At 63.5% G+C, this 21,874-nt stretch carries 16 protein-coding genes; 10 read left to right on the top strand and 6 right to left on the bottom strand.

The features are described 5' to 3' along the window. Positions 1 to 88 precede the first annotated feature (88 nt). Positions 89 to 394, bottom strand: coding sequence for an L-rhamnose mutarotase (locus ACO06J_RS00635; protein ID WP_421758769.1), 306 nt, complete (start codon positions 392 to 394; stop codon positions 89 to 91). A 369-nt stretch (positions 395 to 763) separates the two neighbouring features. Between ACO06J_RS00635 and ACO06J_RS00640 the strand changes: the two genes are divergently transcribed. The 4 genes from ACO06J_RS00640 (at position 764) to hemH (ending at position 5,879) form a co-directional block, all read left to right on the top strand. Beyond that, positions 764 to 1,795 carry an aldo/keto reductase gene (locus ACO06J_RS00640; protein WP_421758770.1) on the top strand — a complete coding sequence of 344 codons (1,032 nt, stop codon included), beginning with the start codon at positions 764 to 766 and terminating at the stop codon, positions 1,793 to 1,795. A gap of 98 nt (positions 1,796 to 1,893) precedes the next feature. Continuing rightward, positions 1,894 to 2,793 carry a LysR family transcriptional regulator gene (locus ACO06J_RS00645; protein WP_421758771.1) on the top strand — a complete coding sequence of 300 codons (900 nt, stop codon included), beginning with the start codon at positions 1,894 to 1,896 and terminating at the stop codon, positions 2,791 to 2,793. Between the two features lie 38 nt (positions 2,794 to 2,831). Continuing rightward, positions 2,832 to 4,580, top strand: coding sequence for a DUF1007 family protein (locus tag ACO06J_RS00650; protein ID WP_421758772.1), 1,749 nt, complete (start codon positions 2,832 to 2,834; stop codon positions 4,578 to 4,580). Positions 4,581 to 4,859: 279 nt separating this feature from the next. Beyond that, positions 4,860 to 5,879: a ferrochelatase gene (gene hemH, locus ACO06J_RS00655; protein WP_421758773.1), complete on the top strand. Its 1,020-nt coding sequence runs from the start codon at positions 4,860 to 4,862 to the stop codon at positions 5,877 to 5,879. On the opposite strand, the gene ligD is transcribed toward hemH, so the two are convergent. Then, entirely contained in the window at positions 5,809 to 6,813 is a 1,005-nt protein-coding gene (gene ligD / locus ACO06J_RS00660) for a non-homologous end-joining DNA ligase (RefSeq protein WP_421758774.1), read from the bottom strand. The two genes, hemH and ligD, sit on opposite strands and share 71 nt — an antisense overlap. Before the next feature lie 201 nt (positions 6,814 to 7,014). On the opposite strand from ligD, the gene ACO06J_RS00665 reads away from it, so the two are divergent. The 3 genes from ACO06J_RS00665 to ACO06J_RS00675 all read left to right on the top strand — a co-directional run bounded on the left by ACO06J_RS00665 (position 7,015) and on the right by ACO06J_RS00675 (position 9,824). Beyond that, positions 7,015 to 7,977, top strand: a complete 963-nt coding sequence (locus tag ACO06J_RS00665) for an SPFH domain-containing protein (RefSeq protein WP_421762417.1) — start codon at positions 7,015 to 7,017, stop codon at positions 7,975 to 7,977. Between the two features lie 12 nt (positions 7,978 to 7,989). Continuing rightward, entirely contained in the window at positions 7,990 to 8,436 is a 447-nt protein-coding gene (locus ACO06J_RS00670) for an NfeD family protein (protein WP_421758775.1), read from the top strand. A 92-nt stretch (positions 8,437 to 8,528) separates the two neighbouring features. After that, the gene (locus ACO06J_RS00675; RefSeq protein ID WP_421758776.1) at positions 8,529 to 9,824 is read left to right on the top strand and encodes an outer membrane beta-barrel protein; all 1,296 of its coding nucleotides are present in this window, start codon (positions 8,529 to 8,531) and stop codon (positions 9,822 to 9,824) included. Here ACO06J_RS00675 and galU read toward each other — a convergent pair. After that, positions 9,808 to 10,698 carry a UTP--glucose-1-phosphate uridylyltransferase GalU gene (galU, locus tag ACO06J_RS00680; protein WP_421758777.1) on the bottom strand — a complete coding sequence of 297 codons (891 nt, stop codon included), beginning with the start codon at positions 10,696 to 10,698 and terminating at the stop codon, positions 9,808 to 9,810. The two genes, ACO06J_RS00675 and galU, sit on opposite strands and share 17 nt — an antisense overlap. A gap of 94 nt (positions 10,699 to 10,792) precedes the next feature. Here galU and galE point away from each other — a divergent pair, with 94 nt between their 5' ends. The 3 genes from galE (at position 10,793) to ACO06J_RS00695 (ending at position 14,361) form a co-directional block, all read left to right on the top strand. Continuing rightward, positions 10,793 to 11,779 carry a UDP-glucose 4-epimerase GalE gene (gene galE / locus ACO06J_RS00685; protein ID WP_421758778.1) on the top strand — a complete coding sequence of 329 codons (987 nt, stop codon included), beginning with the start codon at positions 10,793 to 10,795 and terminating at the stop codon, positions 11,777 to 11,779. 27 nt (positions 11,780 to 11,806) lie between these two features. Further along, a complete protein-coding gene (locus tag ACO06J_RS00690; protein WP_421758779.1) occupies positions 11,807 to 13,018 on the top strand; it encodes a lytic murein transglycosylase in 1,212 nt (403 codons plus the stop codon). Positions 13,019 to 13,107: 89 nt separating this feature from the next. After that, entirely contained in the window at positions 13,108 to 14,361 is a 1,254-nt protein-coding gene (locus ACO06J_RS00695) for a DUF459 domain-containing protein (RefSeq protein WP_421758780.1), read from the top strand. Between the two features lie 7 nt (positions 14,362 to 14,368). On the opposite strand, the gene ACO06J_RS00700 is transcribed toward ACO06J_RS00695, so the two are convergent. The 3 genes from ACO06J_RS00700 to gltB all read right to left on the bottom strand — a co-directional run bounded on the left by ACO06J_RS00700 (position 14,369) and on the right by gltB (position 21,252). Further along, a complete protein-coding gene (locus ACO06J_RS00700; protein ID WP_421758781.1) occupies positions 14,369 to 14,824 on the bottom strand; it encodes a DUF5680 domain-containing protein in 456 nt (151 codons plus the stop codon). A gap of 267 nt (positions 14,825 to 15,091) precedes the next feature. Continuing rightward, entirely contained in the window at positions 15,092 to 16,510 is a 1,419-nt protein-coding gene (locus ACO06J_RS00705; protein ID WP_421758782.1) for a glutamate synthase subunit beta, read from the bottom strand. Positions 16,511 to 16,515: 5 nt separating this feature from the next. Beyond that, positions 16,516 to 21,252 (bottom strand): glutamate synthase large subunit, encoded by a 4,737-nt coding sequence (gltB, locus tag ACO06J_RS00710; RefSeq protein WP_421758783.1) that lies wholly within the window; start codon positions 21,250 to 21,252, stop codon positions 16,516 to 16,518. Between the last annotated feature and the right edge of the window lie 622 nt (positions 21,253 to 21,874).

Genomic DNA, 21,874 nt, shown 5'->3' on the forward strand with positions numbered 1-21,874 from the left:
GATCGGTCGGGGGCGCGCGGCGGGGCGCGTCAGAAACGGTGTGAAGTGGCGCAGAAATGGGTGAGCGGGTCGGTCATCGCGCGCTCTATCAATCGAGCCGGAAGACTTCTTCGAGCGGATCGGCGACGGGGCGGAGATCCTCGTGGGTCTCCATGTGCGGCGCCATCCAGGCCTGCCAGCGCTTGACCAAATCGTTGATCGCAGCCGTCTGTGCAGGTGAGCCGTCAGGCTTCTCGTTGTAGGCGAACAGCAGCAGACCGTAGCGATAGATGGTATAATTGTGGACGCCCTGCGCCCTGAGCAGTTCGACCATTTCTGGCCAGATCTCGTCGTGCTTGCGCTTGTACTCGGCCTCCTGGCCGGGCTTGAGTTTCATCACCCAGGCTGAACGCATGGCAGGCATACCTATAGTTTTAGCTGGTGAGACCAGATGAAAAAGTGGGCGCGAGCGATCCAGCGACCGGACCGGGCGGCGCCTAAATCAAGACGTACGTATCCGCGAAATGCGCATTGTGTCCGAACCTCCGCTGTGTCCTTGAGGACTTATGTGTTCCATATGTGGAACATCTGTTCTGAATAGTGAACATCCGGGTTGCTGACATGTCAACGCCGCAGGACTAGGCCATATGTCGTAGCCCATCCGTCGGGGAGGCTGCGGCGCGGAAGGGTGGCCGCCATTTTGGGCGCGGCAGGGTTGCCACTGGGCCTGCTTTGGCCTCAGTTCAGGCCATGATGCGCACACAGCATTTTTGAGGAGATTGCCGTGGATTATCGGAAGCTTGGGAACAGTGGCGCGGTGGTGTCCTCGCTGTGCCTCGGGACCATGACCTTTGGGGCCGAGGCGGACGAGGCGACCTCGTTCCAGCTGATGGACCTCTATGCGGAGGCGGGTGGCAACTTCCTCGATACGGCGGATGTCTACTCGGCGGGGGTGTCCGAGGAGATCGTCGGGCGCTGGCTCAAGGCGCATCCGACTGAAGCGGGGCAGATGGTGGTGGCGACCAAGGGGCGCTTTCCGATGGGCAAGGGACCCAACGATATCGGGATATCGCGGCGGCACCTGGTGCGGGCGCTGGACGCTTCGTTGAAGCGGCTGGGGGTTGGGCAGATCGATCTCTACCAGATGCACGCCTGGGACGCGCTGACGCCCATCGAGGAGACTCTGCGGTTTCTCAATGATGCGGTGAGCGCGGGGAAGATTGCGTATTATGGGTTTTCGAACTTCCTCGGCTGGCACATCACCAAGGCGGTGCATCTGGCCAAAGCCAACCACTGGGCGCCGCCGGTGACGCTGCAGCCGCAGTACAACCTCCTGGTGCGCGAGATCGAGCTCGAGATCGTGCCGGCCTGCCTCGATGCCGGGATCGGGCTGTTGCCGTGGTCGCCGCTGGGTGGCGGGTGGCTGGCGGGCAAGTATCAGCGCGATGTGAAGCCGACGGGCGCAACGCGGCTGGGTGAGAACCCGAACCGCGGCATGGAAGCCTTCGGGCCGCGCAACTCGCAGGAGCGGACCTGGCAGATCATCGATGCGGTGGCGGCGGTCGCGAAGAACCGCGAGGCAACCTCGGCGCAGGTGGCACTGGCATGGGTCGCGGCACAGCCGGCGGTGACGTCGGTGATCCTCGGCGCACGCACGGCAGAGCAACTGAAGGATAATCTCGGGGCTGGGTCGCTGACGCTGGGGTCGGACGAGATCGCGTCGCTGAGTGCGATCAGCGCGCCGCAGATTTCGGACTACCCCTACGGCACGGCGGGGACCAACCAGCGGTTCCGCAAGATTGAGGGTGGGCGCTAAGCCGGTCGAGCGCGCGGGCATTGTCGCGGTGTCGCGGATAACCTAAGCGTTTGAGGCGGACTGCCGTAGCATGCCCGCGCGATCTTTGCGGAGATGCAATGAGTCAGGATCTCGCCCGTATCCGGGCCTTCGTGCAGGTGTTCGACGCGGGTGGGTTCTCGTCGGCGGCGCGGCAGCATGGGCGGTCAAAGGCGCTGCTGTCGAAATATGTGACGGACCTCGAGGACTATCTCGGGGTGCGGCTGATGAATCGCACGACGCGGAAGCTCAGCCTCACCGAGGCGGGCGAGGCGTATTATCGCGAAGCGAGCCTGCTGTTGCAGCAACTCGACGATCTTGATGCGACGATCTCGGACCAGACAGCGGAGCCGCGCGGGCTGGTGCGGGTATCGGCGCCGCGCAACCTTGGCGAGACGACACTGGCGCCGGCGATCTTCCAGTTCATGGCCAACAACCCGATGGTGTCGATCGATCTGAGGCTCGAGGATCGTTATGTCGATCTGGTGGAAGAGAGCATCGACGTTGCCTTGCGGATTTCGACGCTGGCCGACTCCTCTCTGATTGCGCGCAAGATTTCAGAGATGCGGCACGTGATCTGCGCTGCGCCGTCGCTGGTCGACCGGTTCGGGATGCCGAAATCCGGCGAGGCGTTGCGCGGGCTGCCGTGTATTCTCGATACCAATATGCCGGGCCATGCCAATTGGCGGTTCATCGAGGATGGCAAGCCCATCTCGGTGCATGTGTCCGGGCCGGCACGCGTAAATTCTCCGGTGGCGGCGATGCAGGCGGCGCTCGCCGGCCTTGGGTTCGCCGTATTGCCGACCTACCTCGCTGACCCGATGATTGCCGATGGCAAGCTCGTGCGGGTGCTGGAAGACCGGATGCCCGAGGGGCCGAGCCTGATGGCGGTCTATCCGCACCGGCGGCACCTTGCCGGCAAGGTGCGGGCGCTGATCGACCATCTGGTCGAGTGGTTCGCGGATAATCCGGTTCGCTGAGGCGAACTGCGGGGGCTGGGCAGGACGTGCGTCGACTATTGAGCCTCCTTGCCGCCCCGGCTGCGGTTCTTGCGCTGAGCGCTCCCGCCGAGGCGCATCCCCACATCTTCATCGATGCCAAGGCGGTGATCGTCTTCAACGATGCCGGTGACCTGGTTGAGATCAGGAACAGCTGGACGTTCGACGAGGCGTTCTCGGTTTGGCAGATCCAGGGGCTCGATACCAACAATGACGGCATCACCTCATCGGAGGAGATGCAGGACCTGGCGGACGAGAACCTCAAGGGGCTGGCGGAATACGGGTTCTACACCTCGGCGGGGGAGGGCAAGGAGTCGCTGCCGTTCCAGGTCGATGGCGGAGCCAAGTTCGTGTTCGAGAACAACCGCTCGACGCTGAGCTTTGCGATCGCGCCGGAAAAACCCTACGCGATCAAGAACAAGCTCGATGTCGCCATTGCCGACCCCGAGTACTATGTGGCGATCACGTTCCCCCAGCCGACCGATGTGGTGCTGGAGAATGCGCCCAAGGGGTGCGTGGCGAGCCTCGTGCCCGGCCATGACATGTCGGATGACCTCGCGGCGCGGCTGTTCGCGATCCCGGCCGATGTGACCAAGCTGCCGCCCGATCTTGAGGCGGAGCTGCGCGGCGTGCAGGGCAGCATCCGCATCGATTGCTCGGCGGCGACGGGGATTGTCGATCCGCCGCCGGCGACGGCGCTCGATGCGGTGAACCAGGTGGCAGATACCAAGGTGACGCTGCCGTTTGGCGGGCCGCCGGCCGAGCCGGGGTTCATCCTGCCCAAGACCGGGTTCCTCGGTTGGGTCGCAAAGATGCAGTCGGATTTTTACCAGGCGATGACGGCGTCACTGGGCAAGCTCAAGGACGACTACACGGCGTTCTGGCTCTTGGGTGGGCTGAGCTTTCTCTATGGCGTGTTTCATGCGGCGGGGCCGGGCCACGGCAAGGTGGTGATCGGCTCGTACATGCTGGCCAATGAGCGGCAGATGCGGCGGGGGATCGGGCTGAGCTTTGCCGCGGCGCTGATGCAATCGGTGGTGGCGGTGGTCTTCGTCGGGGTCGCGGCGGCGGTGCTGGGGCTATCGAGCGTGGTGATGGGTACGGCGGTCAGCTGGATGGAGACCGCCTCATATGGGCTGGTGACGCTGCTGGGGTTGTGGCTGATTGCGCGCAAGGTGTTTGGCTGGGGGCATAGCCACAGCCACGAGACGTCGGCGCCGCATAAGGACATGCATGCGGTGGCGCGTGCGCATCTGGGCACGGACCGGCATGCTTTGCGGGCGGAGCCAGGGACGTCGTTCCAGTTTGGCCGGAGCAGCACGCCGGTGGCGCGGCTCGACGCGCATGGGCGGCCGCCGAGTGATCCACACTATGGGCATGATCATGGGGATGAGGATCATGACCATGCGCACGACCACAAGCACGTGATCACGCCCGAGGAGACGCTGGGCGACTGGCGCGAGCAATTGAGCGTGGTGATTGGGGTAGGGCTCCGGCCGTGCTCGGGGGCGCTCGTGGTGCTGGTGTTTGCGCTGAGCCAGGGGGTGCTGCTGGCAGGGATCGCGGCGGTGTTCCTGATGGGACTGGGGACGGCGATCACCGTTGCAACGCTGGCGAGCTTGGCGGTATCGGCCAAGGGGCTGGCGCGGCGGTTGCTGGGGCGCGAGAGCCGAGTGGGGACGGCGCTGGTCTGGTGGGCGGAGCTCGCTGGGGCGGTGGTGGTGTTCCTGTTCGGGGTTGTGCTGCTGCTGGCGACTTGGCCGTTTTAGACGATGGCCAGTGTCGCCGGGGGCCCGCTAAAATTGGCTGTTCACGGGCTTCCCACCCCCACCCTTGATCTGCCATTCGAGCATAGCCCTCATGGCCTTCTCGGGGAAATCGATCCACCGGATCGATTTCTGGTCCCTCGAAGCCCCGCAAGGGGAGGGAGTCGACTGAGGGGCTGGTGCCCAAGAGGGTTCCAGTCACCGCGACACCGGGGCACTTGTGTTGCGGGGTTCGGCGACTATGTTGCCGGTCTAGAATTTCTCCAAACTACGGGCCCGTTTATGGCGAACCATCTTCCCGCCGGTCATCCGCCGGTCCTTGCACCCAAGGTCGGTGTGTTGCTGCTGAACCTGGGGACGCCCGATGCGACCGACTATTGGTCGGTGCGGCGGTATCTGTCGGAGTTTCTGTCGGACCGGCGGGTGATCGACACCTCGCCCTGGATCTGGCAGCCGCTGCTGCAGGGCATCATTTTATCGGTGCGGCCGCAAAAGAGCGGGGCGAACTATGCCCGCATCTGGGACAAGGACACCAATGAGAGCCCGCTGCGGGTGATTACCCGCCGGCAGACCGAGAAGCTGCAGGCGCGGCTCGGGGCAGACGTGGTGGTCGACTATGCGATGCGCTATGGCAGCCCATCGACGGCATCGGGCATCGACCGGCTGCAGGCGGCGGGGTGTCAGAAGATCCTCCTCGCGCCGCTCTACCCGCAATATTCGGCGACGACGACGGCGACGGCCAACGACAAGGCTTTCGACAGGCTGAAGCAGTTGCGCTGGCAACCGGCGATCCGCACGCTGCCGGCCTATTTCGAAGAGCCGAGCTATATCAAGGCCTTGGCCGAGAGCATCGCGAATGGCGTGGCGGCGCTGGATTTTACGCCCGATATCATCCTGACCTCGTTCCATGGCATGCCGGTCAAGTACCTCGAAGCCGGCGACATCTACCATTGCCTCTGCTTCAAGACCAACCGGCTGGTGCGGGAGTATCTGGGCTGGCCCAAGGAAAAGCTGATGGTGACGTTCCAGAGCCGGTTTGGACCCACCAAGTGGCTGGAGCCCTATACCGACGCAACGCTGAAGGCGCTGCCGGGCAGGGGCATGAAAAAGGTGGCGGTGGTGGCGCCGGCTTTTTCAGCCGACTGCATCGAGACGCTTGAAGAGATCGCGATCACCGGTCGCGAGGAGTTCGAGCACGCGGGCGGCGAACACTATGCCTATATCCCGTGCCTCAACGATTCCGACGGCGGGATGGAGATGCTGGAGACGGTGGTGCGGAAAGAGCTGCAAGGCTGGATTTGAACTCGGGCACGGTCTTTTTGAGCGGGCCGGCGACGGCCTCGACCATGCCGGCCGTGACCGACTGGCTGAGTTCGAAATAGTTCGGCCATGGGTCGGGGGATGCGGCGCGCTCTGCCGCAGCCTCGGGGGAGAACAGGTTGGCACCCTTGAGGGTGCCGACCTCATCCCAGCCGACGGGAACTGCGCACGGGGTGCCGGGGCGCGCGCGGGTTGAAAAGGGCGCGACGGCGGTCGAGCCGCGCTCGTTGCGCAGGTAATCGACGAAGATCCGGCCCTTTCGTTCCGCCTTCCTTATGTTGGCTGTGAAGCGCTCAGGGGCGTTGTCCTCGAGGCGCTGCGCGAAGGTGTGGCAGAAGAGCTTGACTAAGGGCCACTCGTTGACCGGCTGCAGCGGCGCGATGACGTGGATGCCCTTGCCGCCGGTGACCATGGGGAAGCTTTCGAGCCCCCAGCCACCCAGCACATCGCGGATTTCGAGCGCGGCGGAGCGCACGTGATCAAAATCGAGGCCCTCGTCGGGGTCGATGTCGAAGATGATGCGATCCGGGTCTTCCAGCTTGTCGATATGGCTGCCCCAGATGTGGAATTCGATGGTGCTCATCTGGACGGCAGCGACGATGCCGGCGAGGTCGTCGGCGTAAAAGTAGCTGTCGTCGGAACCGTCTTTTTCGGCGACCGGGGTGCGCTTGAGGGCGTCGGGGAAACCGCCGGTGTCGTGCTTTTGAAAGAACGCCGCGTTGCCATGTGGCCAGCGCACGAGGCTCAGTGGCCGCCGGGCGAGGTGCGGCAACATGCGAGGCGCGACGCGTTCGTAGTAGTCGACAAGCTGCGCCTTGGTGGCTGTGGTATCGGGCGTGACGGCGCGATCGGGATGCGTCAGGCGCACGCCCAGTCGCTCTGCGGTCGCAATGCCGGTCTCGTCGGTGAGCTTCATCGTCTGGAGCCTAGTGCAACGGGGTGGGGAAGTCTCCTCGTCTGCAACGGAGCGCGGGCGACTATCGTTCCCAAGGAAATGGCGCGTTCGGGCGTCTGATGTTGCGTGGGCGGGTGCCCGCAACTACATCTTGGTCCTGAAGCCGAATCTGGCTGCGGCAGCATTGGGGGAACAGTCGTGGACTTTCTTGATCTTGACGGCATGAGCATTGCGCTGATTGCGCTGGGCGTTCTGGCCGTTCTGGTGCTGTTTGCGGGCGCCAAGACTGTGCCCCAGGGCTACAACTACACAGTCGAGCGCTTCGGCCGCTACACGCGGACGCTGAAGCCAGGGCTCAACCTGATTGTGCCGTTTGTGGATGCGATCGGGCGCAAGATGAACATGATGGAGCAGGTGCTCGACGTGCCGCATCAGGAGGTGATCACGCGCGACAACGCGTCGGTGACTGCCAATGGCGTGACGTTCTATCAGATCCTCGATGCGGCGGCGGCGGCCTATGAGGTCGACAAGCTCGAGAACGGCATTCTCAACCTGACCATGACCAACATCCGCTCGGTGATGGGCTCGATGGACCTCGACGAGCTGCTGAGCCATCGCGATGAGATCAACACCCGCGTGCTGCGCGTGGTGGACACGGCGGTGAGCCCGTGGGGGCTGAAGATTACCCGCATCGAAATCAAGGACATCGATCCGCCCAAGGATCTGGTGGAATCGATGGGCCGGCAGATGAAGGCCGAGCGCGAGAAGCGGGCGCTGATCCTTGAGGCGGAAGGGAAGCGCCAGGCGGCGATCCTTTCGGCAGAGGGCGCCAAACAAGCGCAGGTGCTGGAGGCCGAAGGCCGGCGCGAGGCGGCGTTCCGCGATGCCGAGGCGCGTGAGCGTTCGGCAGAGGCCGAAGCCAAGGCAACCGAGGTGGTGTCGAACGCCATCTCAGCGGGCAGCGTGCAGGCGATCAATTACTTCGTTGCCAACAACTACATCAAGGCTCTGGAGGCGCTGGCAAAGTCGCCGAACCAGAAAATACTGATGCTGCCGGTGGAGGCTGCAAGTGTCATCGGTGCGCTGGGTGGCATAGCCGAGATCGCGCGTGAAACGTTCGGTGGGGACAAGCCATCGACGCCGCGCGGCGGTACCGGCCGGCCGCCTTCGACGCGCGACAGCTGACGGGAACCGGCGATGGAGATCATTGAGCTGATTGCCAGCTACGGGCCTTGGTCGTGGATTGTCGCAGGACTGGTGCTGCTGGCGTTGGAACTGGTGGCGCCGGGTGGGGTGTTCATCTGGCTGGGTGGTTCGGCGCTGATCACAGGGGCCCTGACGCTGTTCGTGCCGATCTTCTGGCCGCTGCAGTTCGTGATCTATGGCGCGCTGGCGCTGGTCGGGGTGTGGCTGTGGCTCAGGCTGCGGCGGCAGGAGGTGGCATCGGACAGCCCGTTTCTCAACAACCGCGCGGAGCGGTTTGTCGGCCAGGAAGTGGTGCTGAGCGAGCCGATCCATGGCGGGTTCGGCCGGCTGGCGCTGGACGATACGACGTGGCGTGTCGCTGGCCCGGACCTTGCGGCAGGAACCAAGGTGCGGATCGTCGAAGCGAATGGTGCGGTTCTCAAGGTCGAGGCGGCATAACCTTCTATTGGGCGGATTTTGAGCGGCGGGCAACGCTTGCTTAACCATAAGCTGCAAGGGTTCCTTAGCGATTTCGCGACGGGAGCCGGACGGTGGCAGTACGAGCAGGGACAAGGCAGCGTGCGCGGGCGCACGGTCTGACAGCTCTGCTGCTGGCATGCCTTTGGTGTGTCCCTGCCTGGGCTGGTGAGTTCACTATATCGGGCGACGGCTCGGGCTACAGTAACCGTGACCTCGCGAACGATCCCACGTTGGTCTGCGCCGCCTGCGTGCCGGCGCCGCCGCCGGAAAACGATACGCCACTGTTTGATCTCGACTGGAGCCTGGGGCTGCGTGGTTCGGTGACCGAAGGCGATGGCACCACACGCTATGAGGTGCTGGCGCTGCCCAGCCTGTCGCTCAAACAACAGACGGTGCGGGGTGGGTATGACCTCTCGGTGGGTGGCGAGCTGTCGAAGACCGCCGATGGTGAGGCGCGCATCGATGCGCTGGATGCGGAAGTGGGCGGGACCTATGAACTCGACAGCGTGACGACGCTGGCCGGGCGGGGGACGCTCAGCATTTCGCAGGATGATCCGAGGAGCGGAACGGACTACGCGAGCAACGTCGCATCGGCGCCAATCGTGGTGACCGGCACGGGCGAAGCGAGCGTGACGCGTGATCTCGGGTTGTTCGATGTCGAGCTGCGCAGCAAGGCGGCGCGCACCGGCTATGGCAACACGGTCTATGACGATGCCTCGACGACGGATAACAGCTTCCAGAACACCACGAGCTACGGGGTCGGCGGGCGGGTAGGGGTGAAGGTGACGCCGGGGCTGACGGCGTTTGTCGATGGTGATGCCACGGCGGACCAATATGACGCCGCCTCGCCCAGCCTTGGGGTCAAACTCGACGGCACGACCTATGAGGCGCGCGCGGGGCTTAACTTCAAGCTGCGCGAGACGCTGGAACTAGAAGGCTCGGCTGGGCTGGCGTATCGCGATTTCAAGGATGCGGGCGTCGAGGATTTCACGGCGGCGATCTATGGCGCGAAGGTGGTGTTCGTGCCCGATGAGACGGTGTCGCTTACGGGTGAATTGACGACCACGGTTTCGGCGCCGGGGACGACTGCCAGCGCTTCGGGCAAAGTTGAATACGCGGCGACGGGCTCGGCGGCAGTGCAGGTGAACCCATGGCTGAGGCTGCGCGCCAAGGCGGGGTGGAGCTATTCGGAAACGATTGGGGCTGACAGCACGGAACAAACCGCGAGCGCGGGGGCAGGGGCAGATTACCTGCTCAGCGCGATGACGGACCTGACGGCCGACTATACCTACACGCGGTCACTGACCGGGACCGGCACCGAGACGGACGAGCATGTGGTGGCGCTGGGCGTCACCTTTCATCGCTGATACTAAGGTCGAGGCCGGCCAGCGCGCGCCGGAAATCCTTTGAAATATCAGGCCGATCGAGCGCGAAGACCACGTTGGCGGTGAGAAAGCCGATCTTGGAGCCGCAATCGAAGACCTGCCCATCGTATTTCACACCGGTGAATTTCTGGGTGCGGATGAGAATTTGCATGGCGTCGGTGAGCTGGATTTCGCCGCCGGCGCCCTTGGTCTGCTCGCTGAGGAGGTTGAAGATTTCGGGCTGGAGGATGTAGCGGCCGGAAATGAAAAGGTTGGATGGCGCATCGGCGGGTTTGGGCTTTTCGACCATGCCAGTGATTTCGAAACCGCTATCTGGCCCCTCGCCGCGGGCCACGATGCCGTAGCTCGAGACATCCTCCGGGTTGACCTCTTCGACGCCGATGACGTTGCCGCCGGTTTCCTCGTAGGCCTGCATCATCTGCTTGAGGACGCCCGGCTTTGCCTTGAACACCATATCGGGCAGAAGCAGGGCGAAAGGCTGGTTGCCGACCAGTTCGCGGGCGCACCAGACGGCGTGGCCGAGGCCCAAGGGCTCCTGCTGGCGGGTGAAGCTGGTCTGGCCCGCCGACGGTAGGTCCTTGCGTAACTCGCGGAGCGCATCGGTCTTGCCGCGGAATTCGAGCGTGCTTTCAAGCTCGTACTGGCGGTCGAAGTGATCCTCAATCACGCTCTTGTTGCGCCCTGTGACGAAGACCAGGTGTTCGATACCGGCCTCGCGCGCTTCATCGACCGCATACTGGATCAGGGGCCGGTCCACGACCGTGAGCATTTCCTTGGGCATTGCCTTGGTAGCAGGCAAAAAGCGGGTTCCGAGACCTGCGACCGGGAATACGGCGGTACGTACACGGGTGGACAAGGTGGTGGGCTCCTGGTTGACCTGAGGACTGTAATGGTTTTCTTAGCACCTAGGACCTAGCTTTTCCGTATAATTTTACCCTTGGGGGCGCTCAATGTCAGTCTTGGTTACGGGCGGAGCTGGCTACATTGGTAGTCACATGGTGTTACGGCTCTGCGACGCTGGCCAGAGCGTAGTTGTACTCGACAACCTGACGACAGGCTTTGATTGGTCGGTGGACGCTCGCGCGACCCTGATCGAAGGCAATGCTGGCGATATGTCGTTGGTCGGGCAGATCATTTCGGATCACGCCATCGAGGCGATCGTGCACTTTGCGGGCTCGATCGTGGTGCCCGAATCGGTGTCCGATCCGCTGAAGTATTATGCAAATAACACTGCGACATCGCGTAACTTGATCGAGGCGGCGGTGAAGGGTGGGGTCAAGCACTTCATCTTCTCATCGACCGCCGCAGTATATGGCATGCCCGGGCTGGAGCCGGTTTCGGAAGACAATGTTCTGAACCCGGTGTCGCCCTATGGCCGCAGCAAGCTGATGACGGAGATGATGCTTGCAGATGTCGCGGCGGCGTACCCAATCACTTATGGCGTGCTGCGCTATTTCAACGTGGCGGGTGCCGACCCCAGGGGGCGGTCTGGGCAATCATCGCCAATGGCGACGCACCTGATCAAGGTGGCGGCGCAGGCGGCGCTGGGGCAGCGCGAGAATGTCTCGATTTTCGGCACGGATTTTCCAACACCGGATGGGACTGGGGTGCGCGACTATATCCATGTCACGGACCTCGCGGAGGCGCATGCGCTGCTGCTCGACTATCTCAAGGCGGGCGGCGCTTCGACGACGATGAACTGCGGTTATGGCCGTGGCTATTCGGTGCGCGAGGTGATCGAGACGGTGCGCCAGGTCGCCGGCGTTGATTTCAACGTGGTCGAAGGGCCGCGCCGCGCCGGGGACCCGGCGGCGATCGTCGCCAAGGCAGACAAGGTGCGCCAGGTGCTGGGCTGGGACCCGGCGCATGCGGACCTTGATGAGATCGTGACCGCAGCGCTGGCCTGGGAACGCTATTTGGTCACACGGAACAGGTAGGGCTCAGGCCGAATCTGGGAGTGATCAATGGCCTGGCTGATCCGACTGTTGAGTCTCGCGCTGCTGCTTACAACGCCCGCGCTGGGGGCCCCGCAGGGCTCGTTCTCGGACTTTCTCAAGGGCTTTGAGCCAAAGGCACTTGCGGCGGGGGTGAGCGAAGCCACTTGGCGCGCGGCGACAGATGGGCTGACGCCGGACCCCAATGTGCCCAAGCTGGTCGAGTCGCAGCCTGAGTTCACAACTCCGATGTGGGAGTATCTCGACAAGCGGGTGACGGCGGGACGGATCGAGCGGGGTATCGCGGCGATCAAGAAGAATGCGGCGCTGTTTCAAGACGTTGGGAAGCGCACCGGGGTCGACCCCTACATCCTCGGGGCGATCTGGGGGATGGAGACCGACTATGGCGCGGTGCTGGGCAATGGCAAGCTGATCCGGCCGATCATCCGGTCACTGGCGACGCTGGTCTACGAGCGGCGCGGGCGGCTGAAGGAAGACGAGGCGGATTTCATTGCGGCTCTGAAGCTGTTGCAGATGAACGGACTACGGCCCGACGAACTCGTGGGTTCGTGGGCTGGAGCGATCGGGCACCTGCAGGTGAATCCATCGAACGTGGTGGCGCACGGGATGGATGGGGATGGTGACGGCAAGATCGACCTCCACCGCTCGCTCGCCGATGCGCTGGCGACGAGCGCCAAGTTCCTGCTGGATCTCGGCTATCGGCCGGGGCTCGACTGGGGCTTTGAGGTCGACGTGCCGGCGGGTTTTGACTATCTGCTCGCGACGCGAGACGAGATGCGGCCGGTGTCGTTCTTTGCGGAGCGCGGCGTCAGGCGGGTGAAGGGCAAACCTTTCGGGGATGTGACGACGCCGGTGTTCCTCTATGCGCCGACGGGGCAGGGCGGACCGAAGTTCCTGATGACGCAGAACTATCTGGTGCTGAAGGGCTACAATTTCTCCGATTCCTATGCGCTGTCGGTGGCGCATATGACGGACCGGCTGAAGGGTGGCGGGGCGTTTGTGAGCGAGTGGCCGCGCGGCACCAAGTTCCCCAATCTCGGCCAACGCAAGGCGATCCAGCAGGCGCTGATCGATCTCAAGCTCTATCAGGGCGTGGTGGATGGGCGGATCGGGCCGGTGAGCCAGGCGGCCTATGCGCGATTCCAGGCGCAGCAGGGTGAGGTGGCGGACGGGTTCATCACGCTCAAGAGCTATGAGGAGCTGGTGGCAGCGACACGCTAGTCTTTAAATTTCAGTGGGTTATCTCACGGCTAGTACACACTTGTGAGATTGCCCTTCAATTTGCCGACGTTCCTCAGCTAAATGGCGCCATGCGGAAGAAAAGCAATCGACCGGTGCTGTTTGTCGTTGGGCTGATCGTTGCGGCGCTGGTGCTGGGCGATCTGCTGCCGATCTTTGCCGAGGCGCGGGAAATGACGACGGCGTCGCCAGTGGTGGTGGCGGCTGCGGACGGCCGGGTGCTGGTGGCGCAGGCCACCGACGCCCAGGCGCCGGCGCAAAAACCCAAGAAGCGCAAGACCTTGCTGGAGTTTTTGTTTGGCGACAAGCCGGACGAACAGCAGGACGAGCCGCCGGTGGTCGAAAAGAAGGTGGTGCGGCAGCCAAAGGCGGCGCTGCCTGAGGTGGTGAAGCCGACCATTCCCAAAGCGGATGGCGCGACGCGGCTGGTGGTGTTCGGCGACTCGATGGCAGTGGATGTCGGCAAGGCGCTGGAGCGCTACTATGCCGAGGACCCCAATATTGTTGTTTTGACGCAAGGGGTTGGCTCGTCGGGCATCGTACGGACGGATTTCTTCGACTGGCCCAAGACGATCACTGACGAGATCGGCAAGAACAGTTTTGACATCGCTGTGATGGTCATCGGGGTCAATGACCGGCAGAAGATGAGCATCAATGGCCAGAGCTATCCGTCGCTATCGCCGGAATGGCTGGCGGAGTATTCGGCGCGGGTGAGCGGTATCGTGCGCCAGTTGCGGGATGCCAAGAAGCCGACAATCTGGGTTGGGCTGCCGCCGATGGAGGCGCCCAAATTCGGGCAGACGATGATCCAGGTCAATGAAGTGGACCGGCTGGCGGCGTTTGGCGGCGGTGCGGAATTCCTTGATATCTATGAGAAATTCGCCAACGAGGACGGCAAGTATACAGCGCGCGGGCCGGACCTGAGCGGCACGCAGGTGCGGATGCGCAAGGATGACGGCATCCATTTTTCGACCGCTGGCGCCGACAAGCTGGCGTTCTATTTGAGCCAGAGCCTCAAGAACTATTACCGTGGCGGCGGGCGCGTCGGCATCGAGGTGGCGGATGCACTGGCGGGGACGGACGCGCAGATGATGCTCAGGCCGCCCTACCAAGGCCTTGGACAAATGAAGCTTTTGGAGCTTGCCGGGGCGGTGATGCCGCTCTCCAACGTGACGCGGCGGGCGGCGGAACTGGTGACGGCGGACACGGCTGACGAGGACGCGGTGGGGTTCAATATGAGCGAACTGGTCGACGCGCCGGTGGGCCGGGTTGACGCGTTCTGGGTGGGCAAGGCGCCGGTAGCGGAAAAGCCGGCGGTGCCGTGATCTACCTCTAAGCCTTTATCAAACCACCACAATATTCGAGCCGGTAGGCGATCTGGCCGGCGGTGGTGATGGTCTCAATGCCGCTGAAGTGGGCGACGTCGCCGGTGCTGCGGTCGGTGTAGTGGCCGTGCGGGCCGGTCCAGTCGAAGCCGCCGAGGAAGCGGTTTTCGGCGTACATGGCGGTGAGTGCGGCCTTGATGGTGGCGCCGGCGCGGGTGCCGTCGATCAGCCCGGGCAACAGGATGTAGCCGTAATAGTTCATGGCCCACAATGGGTTACCGAGGTGCCAGACGACCTCCTGGCCGATGAAATCGGTGCCGCCGAAATAGCTGTCGCGATACGACCAGTCGCCTTGGGCGAAGGTGAGATCATGCGCGCCCGGACGGCTCGGTGCGGAATTGGCGCCGCCACCGACATAAGTGGCGGTCTTGGCGGCGATGATGAAGGTTTCGAGGTCGGTCACAGGTTTGCCCAATGGATGAACGAAACGTGAACATAGAGGGGGTGGGGGGAGGGAGCAAGGGGGGGTGATCGGCTGGTGATCGCCGAGGGACCCCCACCCTTGATCCCTCCCCTCAAGGGGGAGGGAGACGACTGAGGGGGTGGTGAGGAAAAAGAAAGGGGCGCTGGAGCGCCCCTTGGGTTGTCGACTGAGAGAGCGGTGACCCCCTCCACCACGCTGCGCGTGGTCCCCCTCCCCCGCTCTGCGGGGGAGGATCAAGAGGAGAAATCAGCGGGGGAGGTCGGTTTTGCCCATTAGGAACTGGTCGATGGAGCGGGCGCATTGGCGGCCTTCGCGGATGGCCCAGACGACGAGGGACTGGCCGCGGCGCATGTCGCCGCAGGAGAAGACCTTCTCCTTGGACGTCTTGTACTGGATGACGTCGGCGAGAACGTTGCCGCGCTTGTCCAGCTCGACGCCGGCTTCCTTCACCATGCCGTCCTGCACCGGGCCGAGAAAGCCCATGGCGAGGAGGACGAGATCGGCCTTGAGGACGAACTCGGTGCCCGGGATCGGCTGGAACTTGCTGTCGGCGCGGGCGCAGTGGAGTTCCTTGACCTGACCGTTCTCGCCGTCGAACTTGACGGTGGCGACGGCGAAATCACGGGTGACGCCTTCTTCCTGCGAGGAGGAGGTGCGCATCTTCATGGGCCAGAGCGGCCAGGTCAGCGCCTTGTTTTCCTTTTCGGGCGGGGCGGGCATGATCTCGATCTGGGTGACCGAGAGGGCGCCCTGGCGGTTCGAGGTGCCGATGCAATCGGAACCCGTATCGCCGCCGCCGATGACGACGACATGCTTGCCGCCGGCAAGGATGGGGGTGATGTTGTTGAGCGGCTCGCCGGTGACGCGCTTGTTCTGCTGCGACAGGAAATCCATGGCGAAATGGATGCCGTCGAGCTCGCGGCCAGGAATGGGCAGGTCGCGCGGCTTTTCGGCACCGCCGGCGAGGGAGACGGCGTCGTACTTGGCCGTCAGTTCCTCGATGGTGATGTCCTTGCCGACATGGATTCCGGTGTGGAGCGTGACGCCCTCGGCCTGCATCTGGGCGACGCGGCGGTCGATGACGGTCTTGTCGAGCTTGAAATTCGGGATGCCGTAGCGCATCAGGCCGCCGATCTGGGTGGCCTTTTCATAAAGGTGCACATCGTGGCCGGCGCGGGCCAGCTGCTGGGCGCAGGCCATGCCGGCCGGGCCCGAGCCGATGACCGCGACAGACTTGCCGGTCTTGTTCGCATTGACCTGGGGCGTAATCCAGCCCTCTTCCCAGCCCTTGTCGACAATTGCGCACTCGATCGACTTGATGTTGACCGGAGTGTCCGGGATGTTCAGCGTGCAGGCGGCCTCACACGGGGCGGGGCAGATGCGGCCGGTGAACTCGGGGAAGTTGTTGGTCGAGTGAAGGTTCTTGAGCGCCTTCAGCCAATCGCCCTTGTAGACGAGGTCGTTGAAATCCGGGATCTGGTTGTTCACCGGACAGCCGTTGTGACAGTAGGGCACGCCGCAATCCATGCAGCGGGCCGCCTGGTCGCGGGTGCCTTTGTCGCCAAGCGGAATGGTGAACTCGTTGTAGTTCGTCACCCGCTCTGCAACCGGCAGATAGTCCCGGTCAACGCGATCGATTTCGAGAAAGCCTGTGATCTTGCCCATGGTTCTTACTCCGCCGCCACGTTTTGTTGTGCGGCACGTTCCTTTTCCATGGCCGCGAGGGCCTTGCGGTATTCGACCGGCATCACCTTCCTGAACTTGGGCAGGTATTCGTCCCAGTTCGACAGGATATGATTGGCGCGGCTTGAGCCGGTGAAGGCCTTGTGCCGCTGGATCAACTGGTAGAGCCGGGCAGCGTCGTTGCGGCCGAGGTCGTGGAGGATTTCGACGACGCCCATGGTCTCGAGATCGCCGGACTGGTGATACTCGCGGGTGTTGATACCTTCTTCCTCGGGGATGGGCTCGAGGGTGATCATGGCCATGTTGGCGCGGCTTTCGAAGCTGTCGTCTTCGTCGAGCACGTAGGCGACGCCACCGGACATGCCGGCGGCGAAGTTGCGGCCGGTCTTGCCGAGGACGACGACCACGCCGCCGGTCATGTATTCGCAGCCATGATCGCCCGTGCCTTCAACCACGGCGATGGCGCCGGAGTTGCGGACGGCAAAGCGCTCGCCGGCGACGCCGCGGAAGTAGCATTCCCCGGTGATGGCGCCATAGAGGGCGGTGTTGCCGATGATGATCGAGTCCTCGGCGACATAGCCGCGCTGTTCGGGGGGGCGGACGACGAGGCGGGCGCCGGACAGGCCCTTGCCGACATAGTCGTTGGCTTCACCGACGAGATCGATCGAGATGCCGCGCGTGGCCCAGGCGCCGAAGGCCTGCCCGGCAGTGCCGGTCAGACTGATGGCGATGGTGTCATCGGGCAGGCCCGCGTGGCCGTAGCGCTTGGCGACTGCGCCACCGAGCATGGCACCGGCCGAGCGATCGACGCTGGCGATGGTTTCGACGATCTTGACGGGCGTGCCGTGTTCGAGCGCGGGCTTGGCCTGTTCGATGAACTTGCGATCGAGGACGTTCTGGATCGGGTGGTTCTGCGTTTCGGTGTGGGTGATGCCCACGCCTTCGGCAGCGAACGGCTTGTGGAAGAGCTTCGAAAAATCGAGGCCCTTGGCCTTCCAGTGCGAGAGCGCCTCGGTCTTGTCGAGCATCTGCATCTGGCCGACCATTTCCTCAAAACGCGTGTAGCCCATCTCAGCCATGAGCTCGCGGACTTCTTCGGCGATGAAGAACAGGTAGTTGATGACGTGTTCTGGCTTGCCGGTGAAGCGGGCGCGCAGCACCGGGTCCTGGGTGGCGATGCCAACCGGGCAGGTGTTGAGGTGGCACTTGCGCATCATGACGCAACCGGCCGCAATCAGCGGGGCGGTGGCCATGCCGAACTCATCGGCACCGAGGAGGGCGCCGATCACCACGTCCCGGCCGGTGCGGATACCGCCATCGACCTGGACCGCGATGCGGGAGCGCAGCTTGTTGCGCACCAGCGTCTGGTGGGTTTCGGCGAGGCCGATTTCCCACGGCGAGCCGGCGTGCTTCAGCGAGGTGAGCGGGGAAGCACCGGTGCCGCCTTCGTAACCGGAGATGGTGACGTGATCGGCGCGTGCCTTGGCAACGCCAGCCGCAACCGTGCCGACGCCGACTTCGGAGACGAGCTTGACCGAGACCTGGCCTTCCGGGTTGACGTTCTTCAAATCGAAGATCAGCTGAGCCAAGTCTTCGATCGAGTAGATGTCATGGTGCGGGGGCGGGGAGATGAGGCCGACGCCCTTGGTCGAGTGACGCACCTTGGCGATGACGTCGTTGACCTTGTCGCCGGGCAACTGGCCGCCTTCGCCGGGCTTGGCACCCTGCGCCATCTTGATCTGCATCATGTCGGAGTTGACCAGGTATTCCGTGGTCACGCCGAACCGGCCCGAGGCCACCTGCTTGATGGCCGAGCGCATGGAATCGCCATTCGGCAGCGGGGTGAAGCGATCGACTTCCTCACCACCTTCACCGGTGTTGGACTTGCCGCCAATGCGGTTCATGGCGATGGCGAGCGTGGTGTGCGCTTCGCGGCTGATCGAGCCATAAGACATGGCACCGGTCGAGAAGCGCTTGACGATTTCGACGGCGGGCTCGACCTGATCGAGGGCGACGGGCGTACGGCCATCCTCGCTCGCATCCTTCAGACGGAACAGCGAGCGGATGGTGGTGTACTTGTCCTCGACCTCGTTGACGAGCTTCGAAAACTCCCGGTAGCGGTCGCGCGAGTTGCCACGGGCGGCGTGCTGCAGGGTCTGCACGGTTTCCGAGCGCCAGACGTGGGCTTCGCCGCGCTGGCGGAAGGCATAATCGCCGCCGATATCGAGCGTGTCTTCGAGCACCGGGGAGTTGCCGAAGGCGTCCTGGTGACGCTTGACGGTTTCCTCGGCGATTTCGGCAAGGCCGGCGCCTTCGATGGTGGTAGCGGTGCCGGTAAAGTAGGTCTGGACGAAATCGGAGGTCAGGCCGATGGCGTCGAAGATCTGGGCGCCGCAATAGGACTGATAGGTCGAGATGCCCATCTTGGCGGTGACCTTGAGGATGCCCTTACCGATGGCCTTGATGTAGCGGTAGATGATCTCGTGCTCGTCCAGATCGCCCGGCAGATCGGGCTTCATGGCGAGCAGGGTCTCGAACGCGAGGTAGGGGTTGATGGCTTCGGCGCCATAGCCCGCGAGCGCCGCGAAATGGTGGATTTCGCGGGCTTCGCCGGTTTCGACGACGAGACCGACCGAAGTGCGGAGGCCCTTCCTGATCAGGTGGTGATGGACGCCTGCCGTCGCGAGCAGCGCCGGGATCGCCACCCGGTCGCGGCCCATGGCGCGATCGGAAAGGATGATGATGTTGTCGCCCGAGTGGACGGCAATTTCAGCGTCTGAGAACAGCTGCTGCAGCGCCGCCTTCATGCCGTCGGCGCCTTCGGCCACCGGATAGGTGATGTCGAGGGTCTTTGACCGGAACGGGTTATCTTCCATTCCACCGATGGCGCGGATCTTTTCGAGATCCTCGTTGGTGAGAATGGGCTGGCGCACTTCAAGCCGCTGGCGGCTGCCGGTGCCCGAGAGGTCGAGCACGTTGGGCCGGGGGCCGATGAACGAGACGAGGCTCATCACCAGCTCTTCGCGGATCGAGTCGATCGGCGGGTTGGTGACTTGGGCGAAGTTCTGCTTGAAGTAGGTGTAGAGGAGCTTGGACTTGTTGGAGAGCGCCGAAATCGGCGTGTCGGTGCCCATCGAGCCCACAGCTTCCTGGCCGGTCGCCGCCATGGGCGTCAAGAGGAGCTTCAGGTCTTCCTGGGTGTAGCCAAACGCCTGCTGCCGATCAAGCAGCGGGACATCGGAGGTCTTGGGGTCGAAGGCGACAGCCGGCAGGTCCTCGAGCACGATCTGGGTGCGCCCGAGCCAGGTCTTGTAGGGGTTGGCCTGCGCGAGTTCGGCCTTGATCTCCTCATCGGAGACAATGCGGCCCTGCTTCAGGTCGATTAGCAGCATCTTGCCCGGCTGGAGGCGCCACTTGCGGACGATCTTTTCGGCCGGAATGGGCAGGACGCCGGCTTCGGACGCCATGACGACCTCATCCTCGTCGGTGACGAGGTAGCGGGCGGGGCGGAGGCCGTTGCGGTCGAGGGTCGCGCCGATGTGGATGCCATCGGAGAAGCACATGGCAGCGGGGCCGTCCCACGGCTCCATCAGCGCAGCGTGATACTCGTAAAAGGCCCGGCGGTCCTCATCCATCAGCGGGTTGCCGGCCCAGGCTTCCGGGATCAGCATCATGGCCGCATGCGGCAGCGAGTAGCCACCGCGAATGAGGAATTCGAGCGCGTTGTCAAAGCAGGCGGTGTCGGACTGGCCGGGGTAGGAGATGGGCCAGAGCTTGCCGATATCGCCACCAAACAGCGGCGAGGACACTGAGGCTTCGCGCGCCGCCATCCAGTTGACGTTGCCGCGCACGGTGTTGATTTCGCCGTTGTGGCAGACAAAGCGATAGGGGTGGGCCAGGCGCCAGGACGGAAAGGTGTTGGTCGAAAAGCGCTGGTGGACGAGCGCGAGCGCGGACTCGAAATCCGGGTCGTGCAGGTCCTGGTAATACGCGCCGAGCTGGGCGGCAAGGAACATGCCCTTGTAGACCAGCGTGCGGCAGCTCATCGAGACGATGTAGAAGTCGTTCGGCTTGCCTTCGAAGGCGGAATAGATCTTGGCCGAGATCACCTTTCGGATGATGTAGAGCTTGCGTTCGAAGGCTTCCTCGTCGGCAACGGCATCGCCGCGGCCGATGATCACCTGCCGATGGCAGGGCTCGGTGGCGACGATATCGGGGGCCTTACTCAGCGAGGAGTTGTCGGACGGCACATCGCGCCAGCCGATGACGGTCTGGCCCTCGTCCTCGATGACGCGATCGACGACGCGCTCCATCTTGAGGCGCAGCTCGTTGTCCTGCGGCATGAAGATGAAGGCGACGGCATAGGCGCCGGCAGCCGGCAGGTGGAAGCCCAGCCGGGCGGATTCCTTGACGAAGAACCTGTGCGGGATCTGCACCATGATGCCGGCGCCATCGCCCATCAGCGGATCAGCGCCGACGGCGCCGCGATGCTCGAGGTTTTCGAGAATGGCGAGGCCGTTCTGGACGATCTTCTGGCTCGGCTTGTTCTTCAAATTGACGATGAAGCCGACGCCGCAGGCATCGTGCTCGCGCGTCGCATCATAAAGACCCTGGCTTTCGGGGCGCACGACGCCAGTGGGGAGATCTGTGCGCATGCCGTCGGTTTTGCGAACAGCGGTTCCGGTTACGGGATGTGACATCGATCCGTTCCGTGTGTGTGCCATTTGCAAATCCTCTGTTGCTTTGTCGTCGTGGTCGAGGCGCGAAGCGGACAGGCTGTCCGTTTATCGTGCCCTGATGATCCGGGAATGATCCCGGGAGCTGCTTATTCCTTTCGACGCGCCTTCAGGCCCCAGTCGTACCCTCAGTGTACGGCTCGAATCCGAGTGCGCAATCATTTAGTGGGGAGCGGCTCTGCATCCAAATGGCCGCTCATGTGGGCTCGATAAGGCCCCGCCCCTCCGTTTCCGCTCTCGTCAAGCGGGCCAGCCGGATCGGCGTGTGAAACGCATCCGGGGAGACCGGCCGCTCACGAAAATTGGACAGACGTGCTGTCCTATCGGGAGTACATTTGCATAATTCCAAACTGCGAGCAAGCGGCGCTAGCCACTTTTTTGCCGTGTTGTGACATGGCTGCGTAGGAGAGGCAGGAGTGAATAGGAAAACTGTAGGAAATGCGGCGCTGCGGTGGGGCTTGGTGATCGGCCGAGAATGAGAGAGGCCGGCCGGGGCAGGCAATAGGAAATGCTGGGGTCGCGTGTGACGGCATCGTTAGCATGGTGGCTTGCCCGGTCCAGGGTCAAAACAAAGGCGCGAGACCAGGGGGAGGTCTCGCGCCTTCGTCCG

It is taken from the genome of Devosia sp., assembly GCF_965229025.1.
Taxonomy (GTDB): domain Bacteria; phylum Pseudomonadota; class Alphaproteobacteria; order Rhizobiales; family Devosiaceae; genus Devosia_A.